The sequence below is a fragment of the Streptomyces sp. NPDC046727 genome, from assembly GCF_040645635.1.
Classification (GTDB): domain Bacteria; phylum Actinomycetota; class Actinomycetes; order Streptomycetales; family Streptomycetaceae; genus Streptomyces.
Genome location: NZ_JBEYYR010000012.1, coordinates 1 through 18,078, shown reverse-complemented (window position 1 = coordinate 18,078; position 18,078 = coordinate 1). Strand labels below are relative to the sequence as shown.

General features: G+C 72.8%; 17 protein-coding genes and 1 tRNA gene. 8 read left to right on the top strand and 10 right to left on the bottom strand.

Going from position 1 to position 18,078, the window contains the following annotated elements:
• Positions 1-14: 14 nt before the first annotated feature.
• From ABZ937_RS17010 to ABZ937_RS17000, 3 genes are all read left to right on the top strand, one after another.
• Entirely contained in the window at positions 15-1,631 is a 1,617-nt protein-coding gene (locus ABZ937_RS17010) for a glycerol-3-phosphate dehydrogenase/oxidase (RefSeq protein ID WP_361692372.1), read from the top strand.
• Positions 1,632-1,826: 195 nt separating this feature from the next.
• A complete protein-coding gene (locus tag ABZ937_RS17005; RefSeq protein WP_361692369.1) occupies positions 1,827-2,498 on the top strand; it encodes a FadR/GntR family transcriptional regulator in 672 nt (223 codons plus the stop codon).
• 166 nt (positions 2,499-2,664) lie between these two features.
• A complete protein-coding gene (locus tag ABZ937_RS17000) occupies positions 2,665-3,648 on the top strand; it encodes a PAC2 family protein (RefSeq protein ID WP_361692366.1) in 984 nt (327 codons plus the stop codon).
• A 58-nt stretch (positions 3,649-3,706) separates the two neighbouring features.
• On the opposite strand, the gene mshC is transcribed toward ABZ937_RS17000, so the two are convergent.
• The 4 genes from mshC to ABZ937_RS16980 form a co-directional block, all read right to left on the bottom strand.
• Positions 3,707-4,936: a cysteine--1-D-myo-inosityl 2-amino-2-deoxy-alpha-D-glucopyranoside ligase gene (gene mshC / locus ABZ937_RS16995; RefSeq protein ID WP_361692363.1), complete on the bottom strand. Its 1,230-nt coding sequence runs from the start codon at positions 4,934-4,936 to the stop codon at positions 3,707-3,709.
• 109 nt (positions 4,937-5,045) lie between these two features.
• The gene (locus tag ABZ937_RS16990) at positions 5,046-5,873 is read right to left on the bottom strand and encodes an SCO1664 family protein (RefSeq protein ID WP_361692360.1); all 828 of its coding nucleotides are present in this window, start codon (positions 5,871-5,873) and stop codon (positions 5,046-5,048) included.
• Positions 5,837-6,427 carry a DUF3090 domain-containing protein gene (locus ABZ937_RS16985; protein ID WP_361692357.1) on the bottom strand — a complete coding sequence of 197 codons (591 nt, stop codon included), beginning with the start codon at positions 6,425-6,427 and terminating at the stop codon, positions 5,837-5,839. Before ABZ937_RS16985 ends, ABZ937_RS16990 begins: the two co-directional genes overlap by 37 nt.
• Before the next feature lie 98 nt (positions 6,428-6,525).
• On the bottom strand, positions 6,526-7,212 hold the full coding sequence (locus ABZ937_RS16980) for a histidine phosphatase family protein (RefSeq protein ID WP_361692354.1): 687 nt from the start codon (positions 7,210-7,212) through the stop codon (positions 6,526-6,528).
• A 61-nt stretch (positions 7,213-7,273) separates the two neighbouring features.
• Here ABZ937_RS16980 and corA point away from each other — a divergent pair, with 61 nt between their 5' ends.
• A complete protein-coding gene (gene corA, locus ABZ937_RS16975; RefSeq protein WP_361692875.1) occupies positions 7,274-8,269 on the top strand; it encodes a magnesium/cobalt transporter CorA in 996 nt (331 codons plus the stop codon).
• A 7-nt stretch (positions 8,270-8,276) separates the two neighbouring features.
• Here the strand turns inward: corA and ABZ937_RS16970 are convergent, their stop codons facing one another.
• Both ABZ937_RS16970 and ABZ937_RS16965 read right to left on the bottom strand, forming a co-directional pair.
• Positions 8,277-9,065, bottom strand: a complete 789-nt coding sequence (locus ABZ937_RS16970) for a ferritin-like domain-containing protein (RefSeq protein WP_361692351.1) — start codon at positions 9,063-9,065, stop codon at positions 8,277-8,279.
• A 236-nt stretch (positions 9,066-9,301) separates the two neighbouring features.
• On the bottom strand, positions 9,302-10,357 hold the full coding sequence (locus tag ABZ937_RS16965; RefSeq protein ID WP_361692348.1) for an LLM class F420-dependent oxidoreductase: 1,056 nt from the start codon (positions 10,355-10,357) through the stop codon (positions 9,302-9,304).
• A 149-nt stretch (positions 10,358-10,506) separates the two neighbouring features.
• Between ABZ937_RS16965 and ABZ937_RS16960 the strand changes: the two genes are divergently transcribed.
• Positions 10,507-11,490: an aldo/keto reductase gene (locus ABZ937_RS16960; protein ID WP_361692345.1), complete on the top strand. Its 984-nt coding sequence runs from the start codon at positions 10,507-10,509 to the stop codon at positions 11,488-11,490.
• Positions 11,487-13,685: a helix-hairpin-helix domain-containing protein gene (locus ABZ937_RS16955; RefSeq protein WP_361692342.1), complete on the top strand. Its 2,199-nt coding sequence runs from the start codon at positions 11,487-11,489 to the stop codon at positions 13,683-13,685. Before ABZ937_RS16960 ends, ABZ937_RS16955 begins: the two co-directional genes overlap by 4 nt.
• Positions 13,686-13,778: 93 nt before the next feature.
• Here the strand turns inward: ABZ937_RS16955 and ABZ937_RS16950 are convergent, their stop codons facing one another.
• Positions 13,779-14,468, bottom strand: coding sequence for a hypothetical protein (locus ABZ937_RS16950; protein WP_361692339.1), 690 nt, complete (start codon positions 14,466-14,468; stop codon positions 13,779-13,781).
• A gap of 47 nt (positions 14,469-14,515) precedes the next feature.
• On the opposite strand from ABZ937_RS16950, the gene ABZ937_RS16945 reads away from it, so the two are divergent.
• Entirely contained in the window at positions 14,516-14,704 is a 189-nt protein-coding gene (locus ABZ937_RS16945; protein WP_014671721.1) for a DUF5703 family protein, read from the top strand.
• A gap of 128 nt (positions 14,705-14,832) precedes the next feature.
• Here the strand turns inward: ABZ937_RS16945 and ABZ937_RS16940 are convergent, their stop codons facing one another.
• The 3 genes from ABZ937_RS16940 to ABZ937_RS16930 all read right to left on the bottom strand — a co-directional run bounded on the left by ABZ937_RS16940 (position 14,833) and on the right by ABZ937_RS16930 (position 17,700).
• Positions 14,833-15,858: a chaplin family protein gene (locus ABZ937_RS16940; RefSeq protein ID WP_361692335.1), complete on the bottom strand. Its 1,026-nt coding sequence runs from the start codon at positions 15,856-15,858 to the stop codon at positions 14,833-14,835.
• A gap of 118 nt (positions 15,859-15,976) precedes the next feature.
• The gene (gene chpH / locus ABZ937_RS16935) at positions 15,977-16,210 is read right to left on the bottom strand and encodes a chaplin ChpH (protein ID WP_310774891.1); all 234 of its coding nucleotides are present in this window, start codon (positions 16,208-16,210) and stop codon (positions 15,977-15,979) included.
• Between the two features lie 164 nt (positions 16,211-16,374).
• Complete coding sequence (locus tag ABZ937_RS16930; RefSeq protein WP_361692331.1) at positions 16,375-17,700, bottom strand: M20/M25/M40 family metallo-hydrolase; 1,326 nt, start codon at positions 17,698-17,700, stop codon at positions 16,375-16,377.
• Between the two features lie 212 nt (positions 17,701-17,912).
• On the opposite strand from ABZ937_RS16930, the gene ABZ937_RS16925 reads away from it, so the two are divergent.
• Positions 17,913-17,997 (top strand) — tRNA-Leu (locus ABZ937_RS16925).
• The last annotated feature ends 81 nt before the right edge of the window (positions 17,998-18,078 follow it).

Genomic DNA, 18,078 nt, shown 5'->3' with positions numbered 1-18,078 from the left:
AGTAAGTACCCGACATGACCAGTCAGTCCACCCTGCAGTCCGTACCTGCCCTGGGGACGCACCCGGCCTCCGGCTCCAACCCGAGCCGGGCCGAGACCAGGGAGCAGCTCGCCAAGGCGTCGTACGACCTTCTTGTGATCGGCGGCGGCATCCTGGGCATCTCCACCGCCTGGCACGCCGCGCAGTCCGGGCTCAGGGTGGCGCTGGTCGACGCCGGCGACTTCGCCGGCGCCACCTCCTCCGCCTCCTCCAAGCTGCTCCACGGCGGTCTGCGCTACCTGCAGACCGGCGCGGTGAAGCTGGTGGCGGAGAACCACTTCGAGCGCCGTGCGGTCTCCCGCCAGGTGGCCCCCCACCTGGCGAACCCGCTCACCTTCTACCTCCCCGTGTACAAGGGCGGGCCGCACGGCGCGGCGAAGCTCGGCGCGGGCGTCTTCGCCTACTCCGCGCTCTCCGCGTTCGGCGACGGCGTCGGCCACCTGCTCTCCCCCGCCAAGGCGGCGCAGGACGTGCCCGAGCTGCGCACCGAGAACCTCAAGGCCGTGGCCGTGTACGGCGACGACCAGATGAACGACGCGCGCATGGCGCTGATGACGGTCCGCGCGGCCGTCGAGGCGGGCGCGGTGGTCCTCAACCACGCCGAGGTCACCGGGCTGCGCTTCACCAAGGGCCGGGTGACGGGTGCCGAGCTGAAGGACCGCACGTCCGGCGACGAGTTCGGCGTGAACGCCCGTCTCGTGCTGAACGCGACCGGCCCCTGGGTCGACCACCTGCGCAAGATGGAGGACCCGAACGCGGCGCCGTCCATCCGCCTGTCCAAGGGCGCGCACCTGGTCCTGAAGCGCACCTCCCCCTGGAAGGCCGCGCTCGCCACCCCCATCGACAAGTACCGCATCACCTTCGCCCTCCCCTGGGAGGACATGCTGCTGCTGGGCACCACCGACGAGGAGTTCGAGGGCGACCCGGCGGACGTCGCCGTCACCGAGAAGGACATAGCCCAGATCCTGGACGAGGCCGCGTTCTCCGTCCGGGACCAGCAGCTCCAGCGCGACCTGATCACCTACGCCTTCGCCGGCCTGCGGGTGCTGCCGGGCGGCCCCGGCGACACCGCCAAGGCCAAGCGCGAGACCGTGGTGACCGAGGGCAAGGGCGGCATGCTGTCCGTCGCGGGCGGCAAGTGGACCACCTTCCGGCACATCGGCCGCACGGTGATGCAGAAGCTGGAGGCGCTGCCGGGCCACCCGCTCGGCGACGACTTCGAGCCGATCTCCTCGCTGCCGAAGAAGCTCCCGCTGCCCGGCGTCGCCAACCCGCGCGCGGTCGCCCACCGCCTCCTGGTGGACGGTCCGGCGCCCGGCCCGCGCATGGCCGCCGACACCGCCAAGCACCTGGCCACCCACTACGGCTCGCTGGCCTTCGACATCGCCCGCCTGGCGAACGAGAACCCGGAGCTGGCCGAGCGCGTCCACCCCGACGCGCCCGAGATCTGGGCGCAGGTCGCCTGGGCCCGTGACCACGAGTGGGCCGAGACGCCGGACGACGTGCTGCGCCGCCGCACCACGCTGACCATCCGCGGCCTGGCCACGGACGAGGTCCGCGCGAAGGTCCAGGACCTGCTGGACAAGAAGTAGTCCCGCGGCCGGCCCTCCCCGACCGGGCCGGCGGCGCGGGAACCCGCACTCGGCCCCACCGGTTCGTCTCCGGTGGGGCCGAGTGCCCTTCGGGGCGCCGTCCCCGTGGATCCCGCGCGGCCCGGGCCCACGCCGCATAATGTGCGCTGAGACATCCGAGGTCCGAGGTGTGGGGCGGGCGACAGGAGGCCGGTCATGGCAGTCACCGACGAGGCGATCGAGAAGATCAAGGGCATGATCGTCTCCGGTGCGCTGCGCCCCGGCGACCGGCTCCCCAAGGAGAGCGAGCTGGCCGCCGGCCTCGGCCTGTCCCGCAACTCCCTGCGGGAGGCCGTACGGGCGCTGTCGCTGATCCGGATCCTCGACGTACGGCAGGGCGACGGCACCTATGTCACCAGCCTCGATCCGCAGCTGCTGCTGGAGGCGATGAGCTTCGTCGTGGACTTCCACCGCGACGACACGGTGCTGGAGTTCCTGGCGGTGCGCCGGATCCTGGAGCCGGCCGCGACCGCGCTGGCGGCCTCGCGGATCGGGGCGGAGCAACTGGACTTGCTGGACGCCCAGTTGGACGCGCTGGGCGCGGAGCCGTCGGTGGAGCAACTGGTCGCGGCCGACCTGGAGTTCCACCGGAGCATCGTACAGAGCGCCGGCAACTCGGTGCTGTGCTCTCTTCTGGACGGGCTGTCAGGACCCACCACCCGGGCGCGGATCTGGCGGGGGCTCACCCAGGAGGACGCGGTCGGCCGCACCCTGCGCGAGCACCGGGCGATCCTCGCCGCGCTGCGCGACCGGGACGCGGAGGCGGCGCGGTCCTGGGCGACCGTGCATGTGGCGAGCGTGGAGCAGTGGTTGCGCAGCACGCTGTGAGGACCCCAGGCCGGGCCGCCGGGCCTCCCCGACGGCCGCGGGTGTTCCGGACCCGGGAACGGGGCAGTGATCCGTTCACTCCCCCACGCAAGGGGGCTGCGGGCGCCCCCGCCGGACGCCGTAAGGTTGGTGAGTCAAGCGAGGGCACGTCGGAAGGAGGCACTGGGTGATCGAGCTGGAGGGGGTTCCCGAGCTGATCGACCCAGTCATGGTGGCCGCGTTCGAGGGCTGGAACGATGCCGGCGACGCCGCCTCCACGGCGGTCGCGCATCTGGAACGCGAGTGGAAGGGCGAGGTCTTCGCGGCGCTGGACGCCGAGGACTACTACGACTTCCAGGTGAACCGGCCCACGGTGTTCATGGACGGCGGTGTGCGCAAGATCACCTGGCCGACGACCCGGCTGTCGGTGGTCCGCGTCGGCGGCGAGAAGCCGCGTGACCTGGTGCTGGTCCGCGGCATCGAACCGTCCATGCGCTGGCGCTCGTTCTGCAACGAGCTGCTCGGCTTCGCGCACGAGCTGGGCGTGGAGCTGGTGGTCATCCTGGGCGCCCTGCTCGGGGACACCCCGCACACGCGTCCGGTCCCGGTCAGCGGGGTCACGTCCGACCCGGACCTGGCCCAGCGGATGGACCTGGAGGAGACCAAGTACGAGGGCCCGACGGGCATCGTCGGCGTCCTGCAGGAGGCGTGCACGCACGCGGGCGTCCCGGCGGTGTCGCTGTGGGCGGCCGTACCGCACTACGTCTCCCAGCCGCCCAACCCGAAGGCCACGCTGGCGCTGCTGAACCGTCTGGAGGACCTGCTGGACCTGCGGATCCCGCAGGGCGAGCTGCCCGAGGACGCGCGTGCCTGGCAGGTGGGCGTGGACCAGCTGGCCGCCGAGGACAGCGAGGTCGCCGAGTACGTCCAGACGCTGGAGGAGGCCCGGGACACCGCCGAGCTGCCGGAGGCGTCCGGGGAGGCGATCGCCCGCGAGTTCGAGCGGTACCTGCGGCGTCGGGACGTGAGCCCGCCGGGCGGGCACGCCACGGCGGACGGCGGGGAGGGCGGCTCGTACCTGCGGGACAACCCGGGCGGGAAGAGCAGGCCGTCGAAGCCCCAGAAGCCGGATGCGGCCGAGGGCGAGGACGAGGACAGCTCGGAGGACTGAGCGCGCACGGCACACGGAAGGGGCGGTTCCCCGGTGGGAACCGCCCCTTCGGCTTGGGTCAGAGCGCCACGCCCAGCAGTGCGTCCACCGCCCGGCTCACCACGCCGGGGGCGCTCGTGTCCGTGCCGCCCTCCGTCTCCTGGCGGGCCGCCCAGCGGTCGACCGCGGCGAGCGCGGCGGGGGCGTCCAGGTCGTTGGACAGGGCCTCGCGGATCTCGTCCACCAGCGCGTCGGCGGACGGGCCGTCGGGGCGCGAGACGGCCGCGCGCCAGCGGCCGAGGCGGGCCACGGCCTCCTGGAGGACCTCGTCGGTCCACTCCCAGTCGGCCCGGTAGTGGTGGGCGAGCAGGGCCAGGCGGATGGCGGCGGGGTCGACGCCGTCGCGGCGCAGCGTCGAGACGAAGACGAGGTTGCCCTTGGACTTGGACATCTTCTCGCCGTGCAGGGCGACCATGCCGGCGTGCACGTACGCCGTGGCCATGGGGAACTCGCCGGTGAGCACCTGGGCGTGCGAGGCGCCCATCTCGTGGTGCGGGAAGGCGAGGTCGGAGCCGCCGCCCTGGACGTCGAAGCCCATACCGAGGTGGTCGAGGGCGATGGCCACGCACTCGATGTGCCAGCCGGGGCGGCCCCGGCCGAGCGAGGCGCCGTCCCAGCTGGGCTCGCCCGGGCGGGCCGCCATCCACAGCATCGGGTCCAGCGGGTTCTTCTTGCCCGGGCGGTCCGGGTCGCCGCCGCGCTCGGCGGACAGCAGCCGCATGGCGGCGGCGTCCAGGTTCGACACCTTGCCGAAGTTCGGGTCGGACTCGACGGAGAAGTAGATGTCGCCTTCCAGCTCGTAGGCCGCGCCGAGTTCGCGCAGCCGCTCGACGAGCGGGACGATGCCGGGTATGGCCTCGACGGCGCCTATGTAGTGCTGCGGGGGAAGCATCCGCAGGGCGGTCATGTCCTCGCGGAAGAGGGCCGTCTCCTTCTCGGCGAGGGCGACCCAGTCGACGCCGTCCCGGTCCGCGCGCTCCAGCAGCGGATCGTCGACGTCGGTGACGTTCTGGACGTAGTGGACCTGCCGCTTGGTGTCGAGCCACACGCGCTGGACCAGGTCGAACGCGTTGTAGGTCGCCGCATGACCCAGGTGGGTCGCGTCGTACGGGGTGATGCCGCAGACGTAGATGCGGGCGACGGGACCGGGCTGGAGGGTGACCAGACCGCCGGTCGCGGTGTCGTGGATCCTCAGGTCGCGGCCCTGACCAGGCAGGGCGGGGACCTCGGAAGCGGGCCAGGCATGCATGTACATGAGCCTAACCGGCGCCGAGCTGCGGATACGAACGGGATCAGGCCGGATGACCGGATACGCGCTCTTGTACCTCGGCGCCGGATGTGCTTGTCGCCGGATGCGGCTACACCGGTGGCCAGGGGATGGCGGGCCACTCCCCGCTCGGCTCCGGGTGGCTTCCGGAGCTGAGCAGCGCGTCGACACGCGCGCGTGTGGCGTCTATCTCGGCCGCCGTGATCAGCGCGGCCAGCCGCTCGCCCAGCGGCCCGGCCAGCCCGTCCCGCAGCCCCTTGAGGACGTCGACGGCCTCCGGGGTGAGCGGTTCCCCGGCCCAGCCCCACAGCAGGGTGCGCAGTTTGTTCTCGACGTTGAAGGTGACGCCGTGGTCGATGCCGTAGAGCCGGCCGTCGGCGGTGGGCAGCAGATGGCCGCCCTTGCGGTCGGCGTTGTTGATCACCGCGTCCAGGACGGCGAGCCGGCGCAGCCGCTCGTCGTCGGCGTGCACGAGCAGCGCGGTGCGGCCCTCGCCGACCTCGGCGAACCCGATCGCCTTCCAGCCCGGCTCGGGCTCCTCGCCGTCGACCAGGGCGAGCAGCTCGGCCTCGGCGTGGACGTCGATCCACAGCTGGCACATGCCCTCGCCGTACGGGCCGTCGCGCAGCACGGTGGGCGGCACGAGCCCCCAGCCGGTGGCCTCGGAGACCTCGTAGGCGGCCACCTCGCGGCCTGCGAGGGTGCCGTCGGGGAAGTCCCACAGGGGGCGCTCCCCGGCCACCGGCTTGTACACACAGGACGCCGTGCGGCCGTCGAGGGAGACCGTGCAGAACAGCGCCGCGTTGGACGCCTCGCGGATCCGGCCGCGCACGGTCAGCTCACCCCGCGCGACCAGGTCCACGAGGTCCGTGTCGGTGGCGGTCACGCCCCGCGGCGGTATCCGTTCTGGCGCGGACATACATGTCCTTCCGGATCGAGCGGGAGGCTGCACAGCGGACACGGTGGCCGCCCGGCGTTGACGACGTCGAGAGCGCGCTTGGCGAAGGCCCGGGCCTGCGCGCCGGTCAGCCGGACCCGCAGCATCGGGGGTCCGTTCTCCTCGTCCTGGAGCAACCGCTCCTCGGCCTCGGCGAGGTCCTCCTCGGTGTCGGCGTCCAGCTCGACCAGCGCCTGCGCCTCCACGATCATGCGCTGGTCCTCGCCGTCCCAGGCCAGAGCCATGGTGCCGACCCGGAACTCCTCCTCGATGGGGGTGTCGAGCGGAGCGGTGTCGGCGATCTCGGTGGGCGCCACGGCGGGGACGGCGGCGCTGCCGCCACTACGCCGTACGACCTCGTCCAGCAGTTCGTCCATGCGCTCGGCGAGCGCGGCGACCTGGGTCTTCTCCAGGATCACGCTGGTCACCCGGGGGCCTGCGATGGCCTGGAGGAAGAACGTACGGCGCCCGGGCAGTCCGACCGTGCCGGCCACGAAGCGGTCCGGCTGGTCGTAGAGGAACACCTGACGGGACACGTCCTGTCTCCATTGATGTCGTGATTTCGAGGGTTTCAGCGGTGCTGGCCACACGGACGAGCGACCGAGTGGTCGCTTCACCCTACTGCGGCCGACGATCACGGTGCGCCCGCACCACCTCCGACCGGTGCGTCGCTCTCACCAGGTTCCTCGCGCGGGGCGAGCGAAGCGAAATCCCCGGTGTCGCCGAGGCGGACGAGGAACGGCCTGAGCCGGGTGTAGCGGATCGCGGTGATGGAACACGGCTCCACGGAGATCCGCTGGAAGAGGTCGAGATGGAGTCCGAGGGCGTCGGCGACGAGGGACTTGATGATGTCGCCGTGCGAGCACATCAGGTAGACGGCGTCGGAGCCGTGCTCACGCTCCACGCGCTCGTTCCACTCGCGTACGGCCTCGGCGGCGCGGGTCTGCATGGCCCGCATGGACTCGCCGCCCGGGAAGGCGGCGGCGGACGGGTGGGCCTGCACGACCTGCATCAGCGGCTCGTCCGTCAGCTCGGCGAGCTTGCGGCCGGACCAGTCGCCGTAGTCGCACTCCCCGATCCGGTCCTCGGTGCGCGAGCGCAGGCCGGGGCGGGCCTCCAGCAGCGGCCGTACGGTCTCCTGGCAGCGCTGGAGCGGGCTGGTGACGACCTCCGAGATCGGCAGTCCGGCGAGCCTGGCGGGCAGCGCGGCGGCCTGCGCGGCGCCGCGCTCGTCCAGGGCGACGCCGGGCGTCCGGCCGGCGAGCACACCCGCGGTGTTGGCGGTGGAACGTCCGTGCCTTACGAGGATCAGCGTGGGCATGCCGCAAGGGTAGGCGTACATCACCGTGCGGCGGCGGGCAGGCGAAGGGAGAATGCGCAAGGTGATCGTGGACTGCGCCATCTACCGGCACGGGCACCGCACCGAGGGGCCGGAGGACCTGTCCGACGCGCTCGACGAGGCGCGGGCGGCGGGCGGCTTCGTGTGGATCGGCCTGTACGAGCCCTCCGAGCGGGAGTTCGACCTGGTCACGGAGGAGTTCGGGCTGCATCCGCTGGCCGTGGAGGACGCGCTCAAGGCGCATCAGCGGCCCAAGCTGGAGGTGTACGACGACTCGCTCTTCATGGTGCTGAAACCGGTCGTGTACGAGCCCGCGAGCGACGCCGTCTCGGCCGGCGAGGTGATGGTCTTCGTCGGCGACTGTTTCGTGGTGACCGTCCGCCACGGGGTGGCCTCGCCGCTGGCGGCCGTGCGGCACCGGCTGGAGGAGGAGCCGGAGATGCTCGACAAGGGCCCGACCGCCGTGCTGTACGCGATCTCCGACGCCATCGTCGACCACTACCTGGAGGTGGCGACGGAGCTGCAGACCGACCTGGACGAGCTGGAGGCCGAGGTGTTCCAGCCGGAGAGCGGCGGCTCCCGCAACACCGCGGCCCGGATCTACACCTTCAAGCGGCAGGTCATGGAGTTCCGCCGGGCCACCGGGCCGCTGACGCTGCCGCTGACCCGGCTGGCCGGCACCGGGCCGCTGGGCGCCACGGTCCCGTTCGTGCACGACAAGGCCCGGCCGTTCTTCCGGGACGTGGGCGACCACCTCACGCGCGTGAACGAGTCCGTGGAGGGCCTGGACCGGCTGGTGTCGGACATCCTGTCGGCCCACCTGGCGCAGATGAGCGTGCGGCAGAACGACGACATGCGGAAGATCTCCTCGTGGGCGGCGATGGCCGCGGTCCCGACGATGATCGCGGGGATCTACGGGATGAACTTCCAGCACATGCCCGAGCTGCACTGGGTGTGGGGGTACCCGGCGGTGATCCTGCTGATGGCCGCGCTGGAGATGCTGCTGTACCGGCTGTTCAAGGGGCGCGGCTGGCTGTGAGCGGGGCTCAGGCCGGCTCGGGGGCGGGTGTCGCCGGTCCGCCGAGGGCGTCGCGGCGCTCGGGCATGCGGAGGCTGACCATGCGGTGCCAGCCGGCGAGGCGCTCGTAGCCGTACAGGGCGTGGATGCCGGCCGCGAGCAGGGCCGACTTGGCCTTCGGCCAGCCGAGGATGCGGCCCATGTGGGCCATGACGGCGAGGCTGACGTCCCGGTAGACGCGGATCTCGGCGAGCGCGCACTCGCGCAGGATGCGCTGGATCAGCCGGCCGTGCCCGGCGGCGGCGAAGCGCAGCAGTTCCTCGTGGGTGTAGGCGAGGTGGTTGTCCTCGTCGCCGGAGATCATGCGGACGGCCCTGCCCACCTCCGGGTGGTCGCCGAAGTGCCTGCGGAGCATCACCATCTGGTCCGCGGCGCGCTGTTCGGTGACCCGGCTGTGCACGAGGTAGACGATGATGTCCCGCACGGTGAGCGGCTCGTCCCGGCGGAGCTTGTCGTGGGCGAGGCCGATGCCGTGCCGTTCCAGGAGCATCGTGTAGTCGGTCTCGGGCGGGACGGGGACGGGGGTGAGGCCGCGCTTCTTCAGCAGGGCGTGGAAGATGCGCCCGTGCTTGTCCTCGTCGGCGCCGTGCCGGGTGATCTTCCGGGCCAGCGCGCGTTCGCTCCGCGGTACCAGCGCGGCGATCCGGCCGTTCTCCCAGCCGCCCTGGGACTCCCCGCTGGCGGCGATGGAGCAGAACAGCCGGAACGACTCGTCGTTGTCGAGGATCTCCTGGAACAGACTCCTGGCCGAAAGCATGGCAGCCACCTCTCCCCAGCTCCGCGGTCCGCAAAGAAGGAGTTAAAAAACGAGTCAAATGCGGACAGAGGGGAGCCGCAACAGGGGTGCGGGGCGACTCGGCCGAACGAAGGACCGCGGAGGCCGCGAAAGAAGCGCCACGGGGGTCGTAACCGTGCGGCGCCGGGCGCGTTGTTCCCCGTGACGGCCGTGGCGGGGAAGACCCCCGAGCCCCCACCACGGCCGCTGAAACCCCCTTACGCGAGCCCGGCGCGCTCCAGCGCCTCGGTGCCGGCCCGCAGGGAGGCGAGCCGCTCCTCCAGCGTGAAGCCGGCGGGGGCCAGGCTGAGGGTGGTGACCCCGGCGGCGGCGTAGGCCTTCATCCGGTCGGCGATCCGGTCGACGGAGCCCAGCAGGGTCGTCCGGTCGATGAGGTCCTGCGGGATCGCGGCGGCGGCGCCCTGCTTGTCCCCGGACAGGTACATCCGCTGGATCTCGGCGGCCTCCTTCTCGTACCCCATGCGCTGGGCGAGCTGGTTGTAGAAGTTCTGCTTGGCGCTGCCCATGCCGCCGACGTACAGCGCGGTGTAGGGGCGGAAGGTGTCGGCGAGCCGGGCCACGTCCTTGTCGTCGCCGAGGGCGATCGGCAGGGTCGGGCACACGTCGAACCCGTCGAGCGTCAGGCCCGCCTTCTCCCGGCCCGCGCGCAGGTACTTGACCGTGGTCTCCTCCAGGTGCTCGGCGGAGGGGAAGATGAGCAGCGCGCCGTCGGCGATCTCGCCGGTCTGCTCCAGGTTCTTCGGGCCGATCGCGGCGATGTAGAGCGGGATGTGCTCGCGCTCGGGGTGCACGGTCAGCCTGATCGGCTTGCCGGGGCCGCCGGGCAGCGGCAGCGTCCAGTGCTCGCCCTCGTACGTCAGCCGCTCGCGGGTCATCGCCCTGCGGACGATCTCCACGTACTCGCGGGTGCGGGCCAGCGGCTTGTCGAACTTGACTCCGTACCAGCCCTCGGAGACCTGCGGGCCCGAGACGCCGAGGCCGAGCCGGAACCGGCCGCCGGAGAGCGAGTCGAGCGTGGCCGCGGTCATCGCGGTCATCGCGGGCTGCCGGGCCGGGATCTGGAAGATGGCCGAGCCGACGTCGATGCGCTCGGTCTGCGCGGCGACCCAGCTGAGCACGGTGGCCGCGTCGGAGCCGTACGCCTCGGCGGCCCAGCACACCGCGTAGCCCAGCCTGTCGGCCTCCTGTGCCACGGCCAGGTTGTCGCCGTCCATTCCGGCACCCCAGTAGCCGAGGTTGATCCCGAGCTGCATGGCGAATCCCCTTACCCATGAGTAACGTCCCTGTGGCGCAGACCTTAGCGCGGGGGCGGGCGCCGGGGCAGGGCGTGGGCCTGGTGGGGCCCGATCAAGTTATCCACAGGCAACCCACCGCACCGGTTCTGGCCAGTAATCTCGCGGGCATGGAGCAGAGGCATCTCGGCCGGACCGGCCTGCGCGTGTCCCGGATCGGACTCGGCACCCTGACCTGGGGCCGGGACACCGACCAGCACGACGCCGCGGACATGCTGAAGGCGTTCTGGGAGGCCGGCGGCACCCTCGTCGACACGGCGGACGTGTACGGCGACGGGGAGGCGGAGTATCTGCTCGGGCAGCTCATGGACGGCCTGGTGCCGCGCCGGGACCTGGTCGTCTCCACCAAGGCGGGCAGCGTCCCGGACCCCGACCGCCGCTTCGACGGCTCCCGCGGCCATCTGCTCGCCGCCCTCGACGCCTCGCTGGCCCGCCTGGGCACGGAGTACGTCGACCTGTGGCACATCCACGCCTACGACCCCGAAACCCCGCTGGAGGAGACGCTCCAGGCCCTGGACCTCGCGGTGAGCAGCGGCCGGGCGCGGTACGCGGGCGTCTCCAACTTCTGCGGCTGGCAGCTGGCCAAGGCGGCCACCTGGCAGCTCGCCGCGCCGGGCGCGCGCACCCGGCTGGCCAGCACGCAGATGGAGTACTCGCTGTTGCAGCGGGGCGTGGAGCGCGAGGTGCTGCCGGCCGCGCTCGACCTCGGCGTGGGCCTGCTGCCCTCGTCCCCGCTCGGCCGGGGCGTGCTGACCGGCAAGTACCGGCATGCCACTCCCCCGGACTCGCGTGGCGCCTCCGAGCATCTCGCGCCGTTCGTCGAGCCGTACCTGGACGACACGGCGAGCCGCATCGTGGACGCGGTGACGACCGCCGCCGACGGGCTCGCGGTCACCCCGCTCCAGGTGGCCCTCGCCTGGGTGCGGGACCGGCCCGGGGTGGCCGCGCCGATCGTCGGCGCACGCAACGCGCAGCAGCTCACGGCGGCATTGTCAGTGGAGGCCCTTAGTCTTCCTGACGAGATCTGCCGGGCGCTGGACGATGTGTCGGCGCCCGTGCACCGCTATCCCGATCACGACTGGAGCACGCTGTGAGCACGGAGCCGGAGACCACGGAGGAAGCCGGGCCGGGGACGCCGGACACCCGTGAGGCCCCGGACCGGGGCCCCGACGAGGGCGTCGCGGCCGAGGGCACGGAGAAGACCGACGGCACGGAAGCCGCGGAGGGTGCAGCCTCCGAAGAGGCTGCCGCTTCCGAAGAGGGTGCCGGCGCCGGCGAGATGTCCGAGGCGGAGGCCGAGCTGGCCGCGCAGCGGATCGAGCGGGAGCGCATCGAGCGGCGCAAGGCCGAACGGCAGGGCCCGATCGACAGCGGCGCCAAGCTCAGCGGCAAGGCGGCCGACCTGCTCGCCGCGGTCCGGGCCGTGGAGAGCGGCGAGAAGCCGGCGGCCACGGTGTTCGCCGAGCCCGCACCGGCGCCGCGCCGCCCCGCTCCGGAGCCGGTGCGCAGGCCCCAGCCCGCGCCCGCCGCCCCGGTCGCGCCGAGCGGTCCCGCCCCGGAGACCGTCGATGCCGTGCGCCGGGTGCTGGCCGAGGGCGGCGCGCCCGACAGCCTGGCCCCGCAGGCCGCCGCGGCCCTCGGCGAGGGCGCCGACAGCGCGCTCCGGGAGGACCCCTGGCAGCTGCTCCGGGTCGGCGGTGTACGGCCGGAGCAGGCCGACGGCTTCGCGCGGGCGCTGCTCGGCGCCGACTGCGGCCCGGACGACGAGCGGCGGGGCCGCGCGCTGACCGTCTGGCTGCTGGAGCAGGCCGCCGTGGCCGGGCACACCGCCCTGGAGCTGCCCACGCTCACCGCGGCGCTGGGCCGGCAGGGCGTGCCGGACCCGGACGCGGCGGTGCAGGGCACGCTCGCCGAGGGCGAGGCGCTGGTGTTCCAGGACGCCCTGGAGGAGCCCGGCGCGCCCGCGCCCCAGGGCACCGACGAGGAGGACGAGGAGCAGGAGCGCCCGGTCCGGGTCCTCGTGGGCCTGGAGCGGTACGCGCTGGCCGAGGAGAGTCTCGCCGACGGCCTGGCCCGGCTGGTCAACTCGCTGTCCAAGGAGGCCGACCGGAGCTGGGAGGCGGCCGCCGCCGAGCTGTCCGGCGGTGCGGCCGAGCTGGCCCGCGCGGTCGCCGGGCACGGCCTGGTGCTGCACACCGGCGGGGAGGCGGCCCGCGCCGAACCGGCCGCGCTGCTCGGTGCCGCCCGCGCCGCGGGCCTGCGGGCCTGCGCCGCCTGCCACACGCCGGACGGGCGCCGTCGCCTGGCGGAGCGGCTGGGCGGGGAGCCCGCGGAGCAGGGCGTGGGCACGGTCGCCGGGCTGCTGTCCGGTGCCGAGGGCCCGGGCCGCGACGCGGACGGCGCCCTCGCACTCGACCTGCTGATCGTGCTGGACGCCCCCCAGCTCGACGTGGAGAACGCCGCGATGCTGGTGGAGTCGCTGCCCGACGGGGCCCGGCTGGTCCTCAGCGGCGACCCGGGGGTGCTGTGGTCGGCCGGTCCGGGCCGGGTCTTCGCCGACCTGCTCGCGGCCCGGGTCTGCCCGGCGACCGCCTCCCGGGTCCCGGATCCCGGTCCCCTCGGCGAGCTGGTCTCCGGCATCGGCATCGGCGAGCTGAACCAGGTCGCCGCCCCCGGCAAGGAGGTCGTGATCGTGCCGGTGCGGGACGCGGGCGAGGCCGTGCACCGGACGGTGCAGCTGGTCGCGGACTCGGTGCCGCGGGCGATCGGCGTCCCGGCCGACCAGACGGTGGTGATCACCCCGGGCCACGGCGGCGCCGCCGGCACCCGCGCCCTCAACTCCGCTCTGAAGGAGCGTCTCAACCCCGGCCCCGGCCGGTTCGGCGGCTTCGACCCCGGTGACCGGATCGTCCACTCCCCCGCGCCGGGGCGCACGGTGCCGGGTGTGGTGGTGAAGGCCGACGCCGACGGGCTGCACCTGACCTGCGCCGGCGCCCCCGTCGTCGTACCGCGTGAGCGGGTGGAGGGCAGTGTCCGGCACGGCTGGGCGCTGACCGCGCACCAGGCGGTGGGCGCCCGCTGGCCGGCGGCGGTCGTGGTCCTGCCCGGAGACGCCGCGCAGGCGCTCAGCCGACCCTGGGTGTACACGGCGTTCGGCCGGGCGCAGCGGCATCTGTCCGTGGTGCACGGCGTGGAGCAGGCCCTGCCGAAGGCGGTCGCCGAGATCCCGGCCAAGCCGCGCACGACCCGTCTGCAGACGCTGCTGCGCACGCAGGCGCCGACGAGCTGATCTCCGGCTCTTCCCGCCGTGCCGGCGACAGCCACGGCGGCGGAATCCGGCGGTGCCGTACCGGCCTCTGGCCCTACGGCACCGCCGCCCGCGTCACTTCTCGGCGTCGAGCGGCTCCAGCTCCTCGTCGTCCTCGTCGACGAAGTCCAGCTCGTCGTCCTCCTCGCCGTCGGACTCTTCGTCGAACACCGCGCTGACATCGAACCGGCACACCACCTGCTGCGGATCGACGTGCTCGAACGGCGCCTCCAGCCACTCCCCGGCCTCGGGCGGCTCCTCGGCCGCGGTGACCCAGAGCGTGGAGTCGCCCTCCTCCAGGCCGAACTCCTTGTGCCGGGAGGCGATCTCGTCCGGTTCGAACTCGCCGAAGAGAATGCCCAGCGCCCCCGGGACGGTCCCGGCGGCATCGTCGTCGTCCGCGCCGTCGTCGTACTCCGCCGCCTCGACCCGCTGGGCCTGCGCCAGCAGCCGCTGGGGTTCCGCCACGATGTAGTCGCGGCGGATCAGCACGCTGATCGCGTTCGGCTCCTCGGGGCCCGCGTACGGCGGCAGCGCCTCCTCCGCACCGGGGATCTCGAAGGGGGTGACCTCGTCGAAGCGGTCGTAGAGCAGTTCGTCGTACACCTCGGCGGCAGCGGCCAGCTGGTTGAACGCCTCGGAGACGGCCGGGTCGTCCTCTCCGGACCTGCGTTCGATCGCAGCCAGATGACGGTCGAGCGCGGTCTTGACCGCCTCGGCGGCGGCGCGTACCTCGGCAGCGGTGGGCTGCGCAGCATCAGACATAGTGCAGACGCTATCCGTACCGGGCACCAGCCCGCACAATAGATGCGATGCCGGAATACGAATTTGTCGACGTGTACGTACCTCGCGGGGTCTCCCGCAAGGAGGCCACACGTCTGCTGACGGACCATGCCGAGTACGGACACTGGGAGTTGGACCGACTGAGCCTGCTGCGCGACGGCAGCCGCAGGGTGCGGTTGCGACGGCGGATCATCCGCCAGGTGCGTGCCACATGGTGAGTCCGGACAGATGAGCGGAGCGGGCCCCGCCGGCATGGCGGGGCCCGCTCCGCCCCCGGGGCGTACGGCCTTCTTCCGGGGCGTACGGCCGTGTTGCCGGGCCGTACGCCGTCGTACCGGCGCTGTCGTTACGCCGTGGCCCGGGCCTTGCGGTACAGCACCGCGCCCGCGAGCAGCGCACCCGCGCCGGCCGGCAGCGTGATGCCGAGCGGCAGGTCACTGCCCGTGTGCGCGAGCTGGGCCGTGCTCAGGGACTGGTCGGAGCGGCCCGTCTGCGTCCCGGCCTGGGAGGCGCCGTGGCCGGCGGAGCCGCCCTGGTCGCCCGTACCGGAGTGGCCCGGGTGGCCGGGGTTGCCCGGGTGGCCGGGGTTACCGGGGTGACCAGGCGTCCCGGGGTGGCCCGGCTTCCCGGGTTCGCCCGGCTTGCCCGGGTGTCCGGGCTTCCCCGGATGTCCGGGCTTGCCGGGGTGCCCCGGCTTCCCGGGCGGGTTGCCGTGGTCGCCGCCGTCACCCGGCGGCCGGTTGCCGTACCCGCCGTCGTTGGCGCAGTCGTTGCCCGTGGCGGGGTTGCCGACCCCGACGACGTCGACGCTGTTGCCGCAGACGTTCACCGGCACGTCGACCGGCACCTGAACGGTGTTGCCGGAGCCGACGCCCGGCGAGCCGCCGGTGTGGCCGCCCGCGTGCGAGCCGCCGGAGCCGCCGTGGTGCCCCCCCGAGCCGCCGTGGTTGACGCAGGTGTTGCCCGCCGCCGGGTTGAGGACCCCGACGACGTCGACGCTGTTGCCGCAGACGTTCACCGGCACGTGCACCGGCGCCTGCACGGTGTTGCCGGAGCCGACGCCCGGCGAGCCGCCGGTGTGGCCGCCCGCGTGCGAGCCGCCGGAGCCGCCGTGGTGACCCCCCGAGCCGCCGTGGTTGGCGCATGTGTTGCCCGCCGCCGGGTTGAGGAGCCCGACGACGTCCACGGTGTTGCCGCAGACGTTCACCGGCACGTGCACCGGCGCCTGCACGGTGTTGCCGGACAGTACGCCGGGTGAGCCCCCGGCGGAGCCGGCCGCGGCCGAGTCGGCGTGTGCGTAGCCGCCCGCGGCGGCGATCACGCCGGTCGCGGCGGCCATGGTCATCAGACCCTTGCGTGTGCTGTGTCGCATGCTGAATTCCCCCCTGCCTTCCATGCCTTCGTTCTCGAAAGAGCGGTCGGCCCCGGAGCGCGTGGCGCGCGCACCGAGGCCGACGGCTCGTGAAAGGACGCCTCTCAGGGAGTCGGCGTCACTTGTTGATGCAGGTGTTGCCGAAGGCGGGGTTCAGGAGCCCGATCACGTTGATCGTGTTGCCGCACACGTTCACCGGAACGTGCACGGGCACCTGGACGACGTTGCCGGACAGGACGCCCGGGGAGTGCACGGCGGCACCCTGGGCGCCGGAGTCGGCGACAGCGAGGCCCGCGCCCGCGAGAACGAGACCGCCGGTGGCAGCCGCAGCGGCGACGACCTTCTTGATCATTATTCCTCCTTGTTGGCAATGCGACCCCAAGGTGCGGGATCACATCAGCTGCAACGAGGAGGAACTAATGAAGCTACGAACCTATCGTCGCATTCACCCTTCTCAGTCGGTTCTCGTACGACTGCCCGATTGCCGCGGTGCGCGCCCCCGGTCGGGCCGCGGTCTCACGACGCGTCGATGAACCGGTCGAGCACGCGGACACCGAACTGCAGCCCGTCCACCGGGACTCGCTCGTCCACGCCGTGGAACATGCCGGCGAAGTCCAGCTCCGGCGGCAGCTTCAGCGGGGCGAAGCCGAAGCCGCGGATGCCGAGGTCGTCGAAGGACTTGGCGTCGGTGCCGCCGGAGAGCATGTAGGGGATGGCCTTGGCGGTCGGGTCCTCGGCGAGCAGCGCGGACTGCATGGCCTCGACCAGCGCGCCGTCGAAGGTGGTCTCGACCGCCTTGTCGGCGTGCACGTCCTCGCGCCGGACGTTCGGCCCGAGCAGGCGGTCGAGGTCGCCGAGGAACTCCTCCTCGTGCCCCGGCAGGAAGCGTCCGTCGATGTGGGCGGTGGCCTCGCCCGGGATGACGTTGACCTTGTAGCCGGCGTTCAGCTGTGTGGGGTTGGCGGTGTTGCTCAGGGTCGCGCCGATCAGCTTGGCGATGCCGCCGAGCTTGGCGAGGGTGGACTCCATGTCCTCCGGGTCCAGCTCGGTGCCGAGCGCGTCGCCCAGTTCGTCGAGGAAGGCCCGGGTGGTCTTGGTGACCCGCACGGGGAACTTGTGGCGGCCGACCCGGGCGACGGCCTCGGACAGCTCGGTGATCGCGTTGTCGCGGTGGATCATCGACCCGTGCCCGGCGGTCCCGGCCACGGTGAGCTTCATCCAGTGCATGCCCTTCTCGGCCGTCTGGATCAGATAGAGCCGCCGCTGCTCGTTCACGGTGAAGGAGAAGCCGCCGACCTCGCTGATCGCCTCGGTGACGCCCTCGAACAGCTCGGGGTGGCGGTCGACCAGGTGGCGGGCGCCGTACGTGCCGCCCGCCTCCTCGTCGGCGAGGAAGGCGACCACGATGTCCCGCGGGGGCCGGCGTCCGCTGCGCAGCCGGTCGCGGATCACCGCGAGGGTCATCGCGTCCATGTCCTTCATGTCGACGGCACCGCGGCCCCACACGCACCCGTCGGCGATCTCGCCGGAGAACGGGTCGTGGGTCCAGTCGACCGCGTTGGCCGGTACGACGTCCAGGTGGCCGTGGATGAGCAGCGCGGGCCGGGACGGGTCCTCGCCCTCGATGCGGGCCACCGTGGAGGCGCGGCCGGGGTGCGACTCGTAGATCTTCGGCTCCAGTCCGACCTCGGCGAGCTTCTCGGCGACCCACTCGGCGGCCCTGCGCTCGCCCGGGCCGGAGTGGTCGCCGTAGTTGCTGGTGTCGAACCGGATCAGCTCGCGGCAGAGGTCCACGACCTCGTCCTCACCGGTGACGCTCCTGGCCGTGTCCGTCTCGCTCACGCTGCTTCCTCCCGCTGTCACTGCTGGTGGTCCCCCTCATCCTCTCTCCGGCCCCGCCCGGGGCCCAAGACCGGTCCTGGCCCGTCACACGCCGTTCACGTGCGGCGGCCCGGGGCCGGGGTGATCAGCCACCCCCGAAAGCCTGGTAATGTTTCCTTCGTCGCCGCGAGGGAAACCCCGCCGAAAGGCAGAGCTCGCACGACAGACACCTTGTCCGGGTGGCGGAATGGCAGACGCGCTAGCTTGAGGTGCTAGTGCCCTTTATCGGGCGTGGGGGTTCAAGTCCCCCCTCGGACACTGAATATCGATACGCAGCGAGGCCCCGACCGTACGGTCGGGCCATCAAGGACGTCTCCCGCGAGGGCCGGGTCGCCGACG

Bases quoted from the DNA above. Each gene is read 5' to 3' on its own strand.
- ABZ937_RS16980 (WP_361692354.1), bottom strand. From the start codon at position 7,212: ATGCCCACGCTGATCCTCGTAAGGCACGGACGTTCCACCGCCAACACC.
- ABZ937_RS17010 (WP_361692372.1), top strand. From the start codon at position 15: ATGACCAGTCAGTCCACCCTGCAGTCCGTACCTGCCCTGGGGACGCAC.
- ABZ937_RS16940 (WP_361692335.1), bottom strand. From the start codon at position 15,858: ATGCGACACAGCACACGCAAGGGTCTGATGACCATGGCCGCCGCGACC.
- ABZ937_RS16965 (WP_361692348.1), bottom strand. From the start codon at position 10,357: ATGCAGCTCGGGATCAACCTCGGCTACTGGGGTGCCGGAATGGACGGC.
- ABZ937_RS17005 (WP_361692369.1), top strand. From the start codon at position 1,827: ATGGCAGTCACCGACGAGGCGATCGAGAAGATCAAGGGCATGATCGTC.
- mshC (WP_361692363.1), bottom strand. From the start codon at position 4,936: ATGCATGCCTGGCCCGCTTCCGAGGTCCCCGCCCTGCCTGGTCAGGGC.
- chpH (WP_310774891.1), bottom strand. From the start codon at position 16,210: ATGATCAAGAAGGTCGTCGCCGCTGCGGCTGCCACCGGCGGTCTCGTT.
- ABZ937_RS16970 (WP_361692351.1), bottom strand. From the start codon at position 9,065: ATGCTTTCGGCCAGGAGTCTGTTCCAGGAGATCCTCGACAACGACGAG.
- ABZ937_RS16950 (WP_361692339.1), bottom strand. From the start codon at position 14,468: ATGTCTGATGCTGCGCAGCCCACCGCTGCCGAGGTACGCGCCGCCGCC.
- ABZ937_RS16945 (WP_014671721.1), top strand. From the start codon at position 14,516: ATGCCGGAATACGAATTTGTCGACGTGTACGTACCTCGCGGGGTCTCC.
- ABZ937_RS16990 (WP_361692360.1), bottom strand. From the start codon at position 5,873: ATGTCCGCGCCAGAACGGATACCGCCGCGGGGCGTGACCGCCACCGAC.
- ABZ937_RS16960 (WP_361692345.1), top strand. From the start codon at position 10,507: ATGGAGCAGAGGCATCTCGGCCGGACCGGCCTGCGCGTGTCCCGGATC.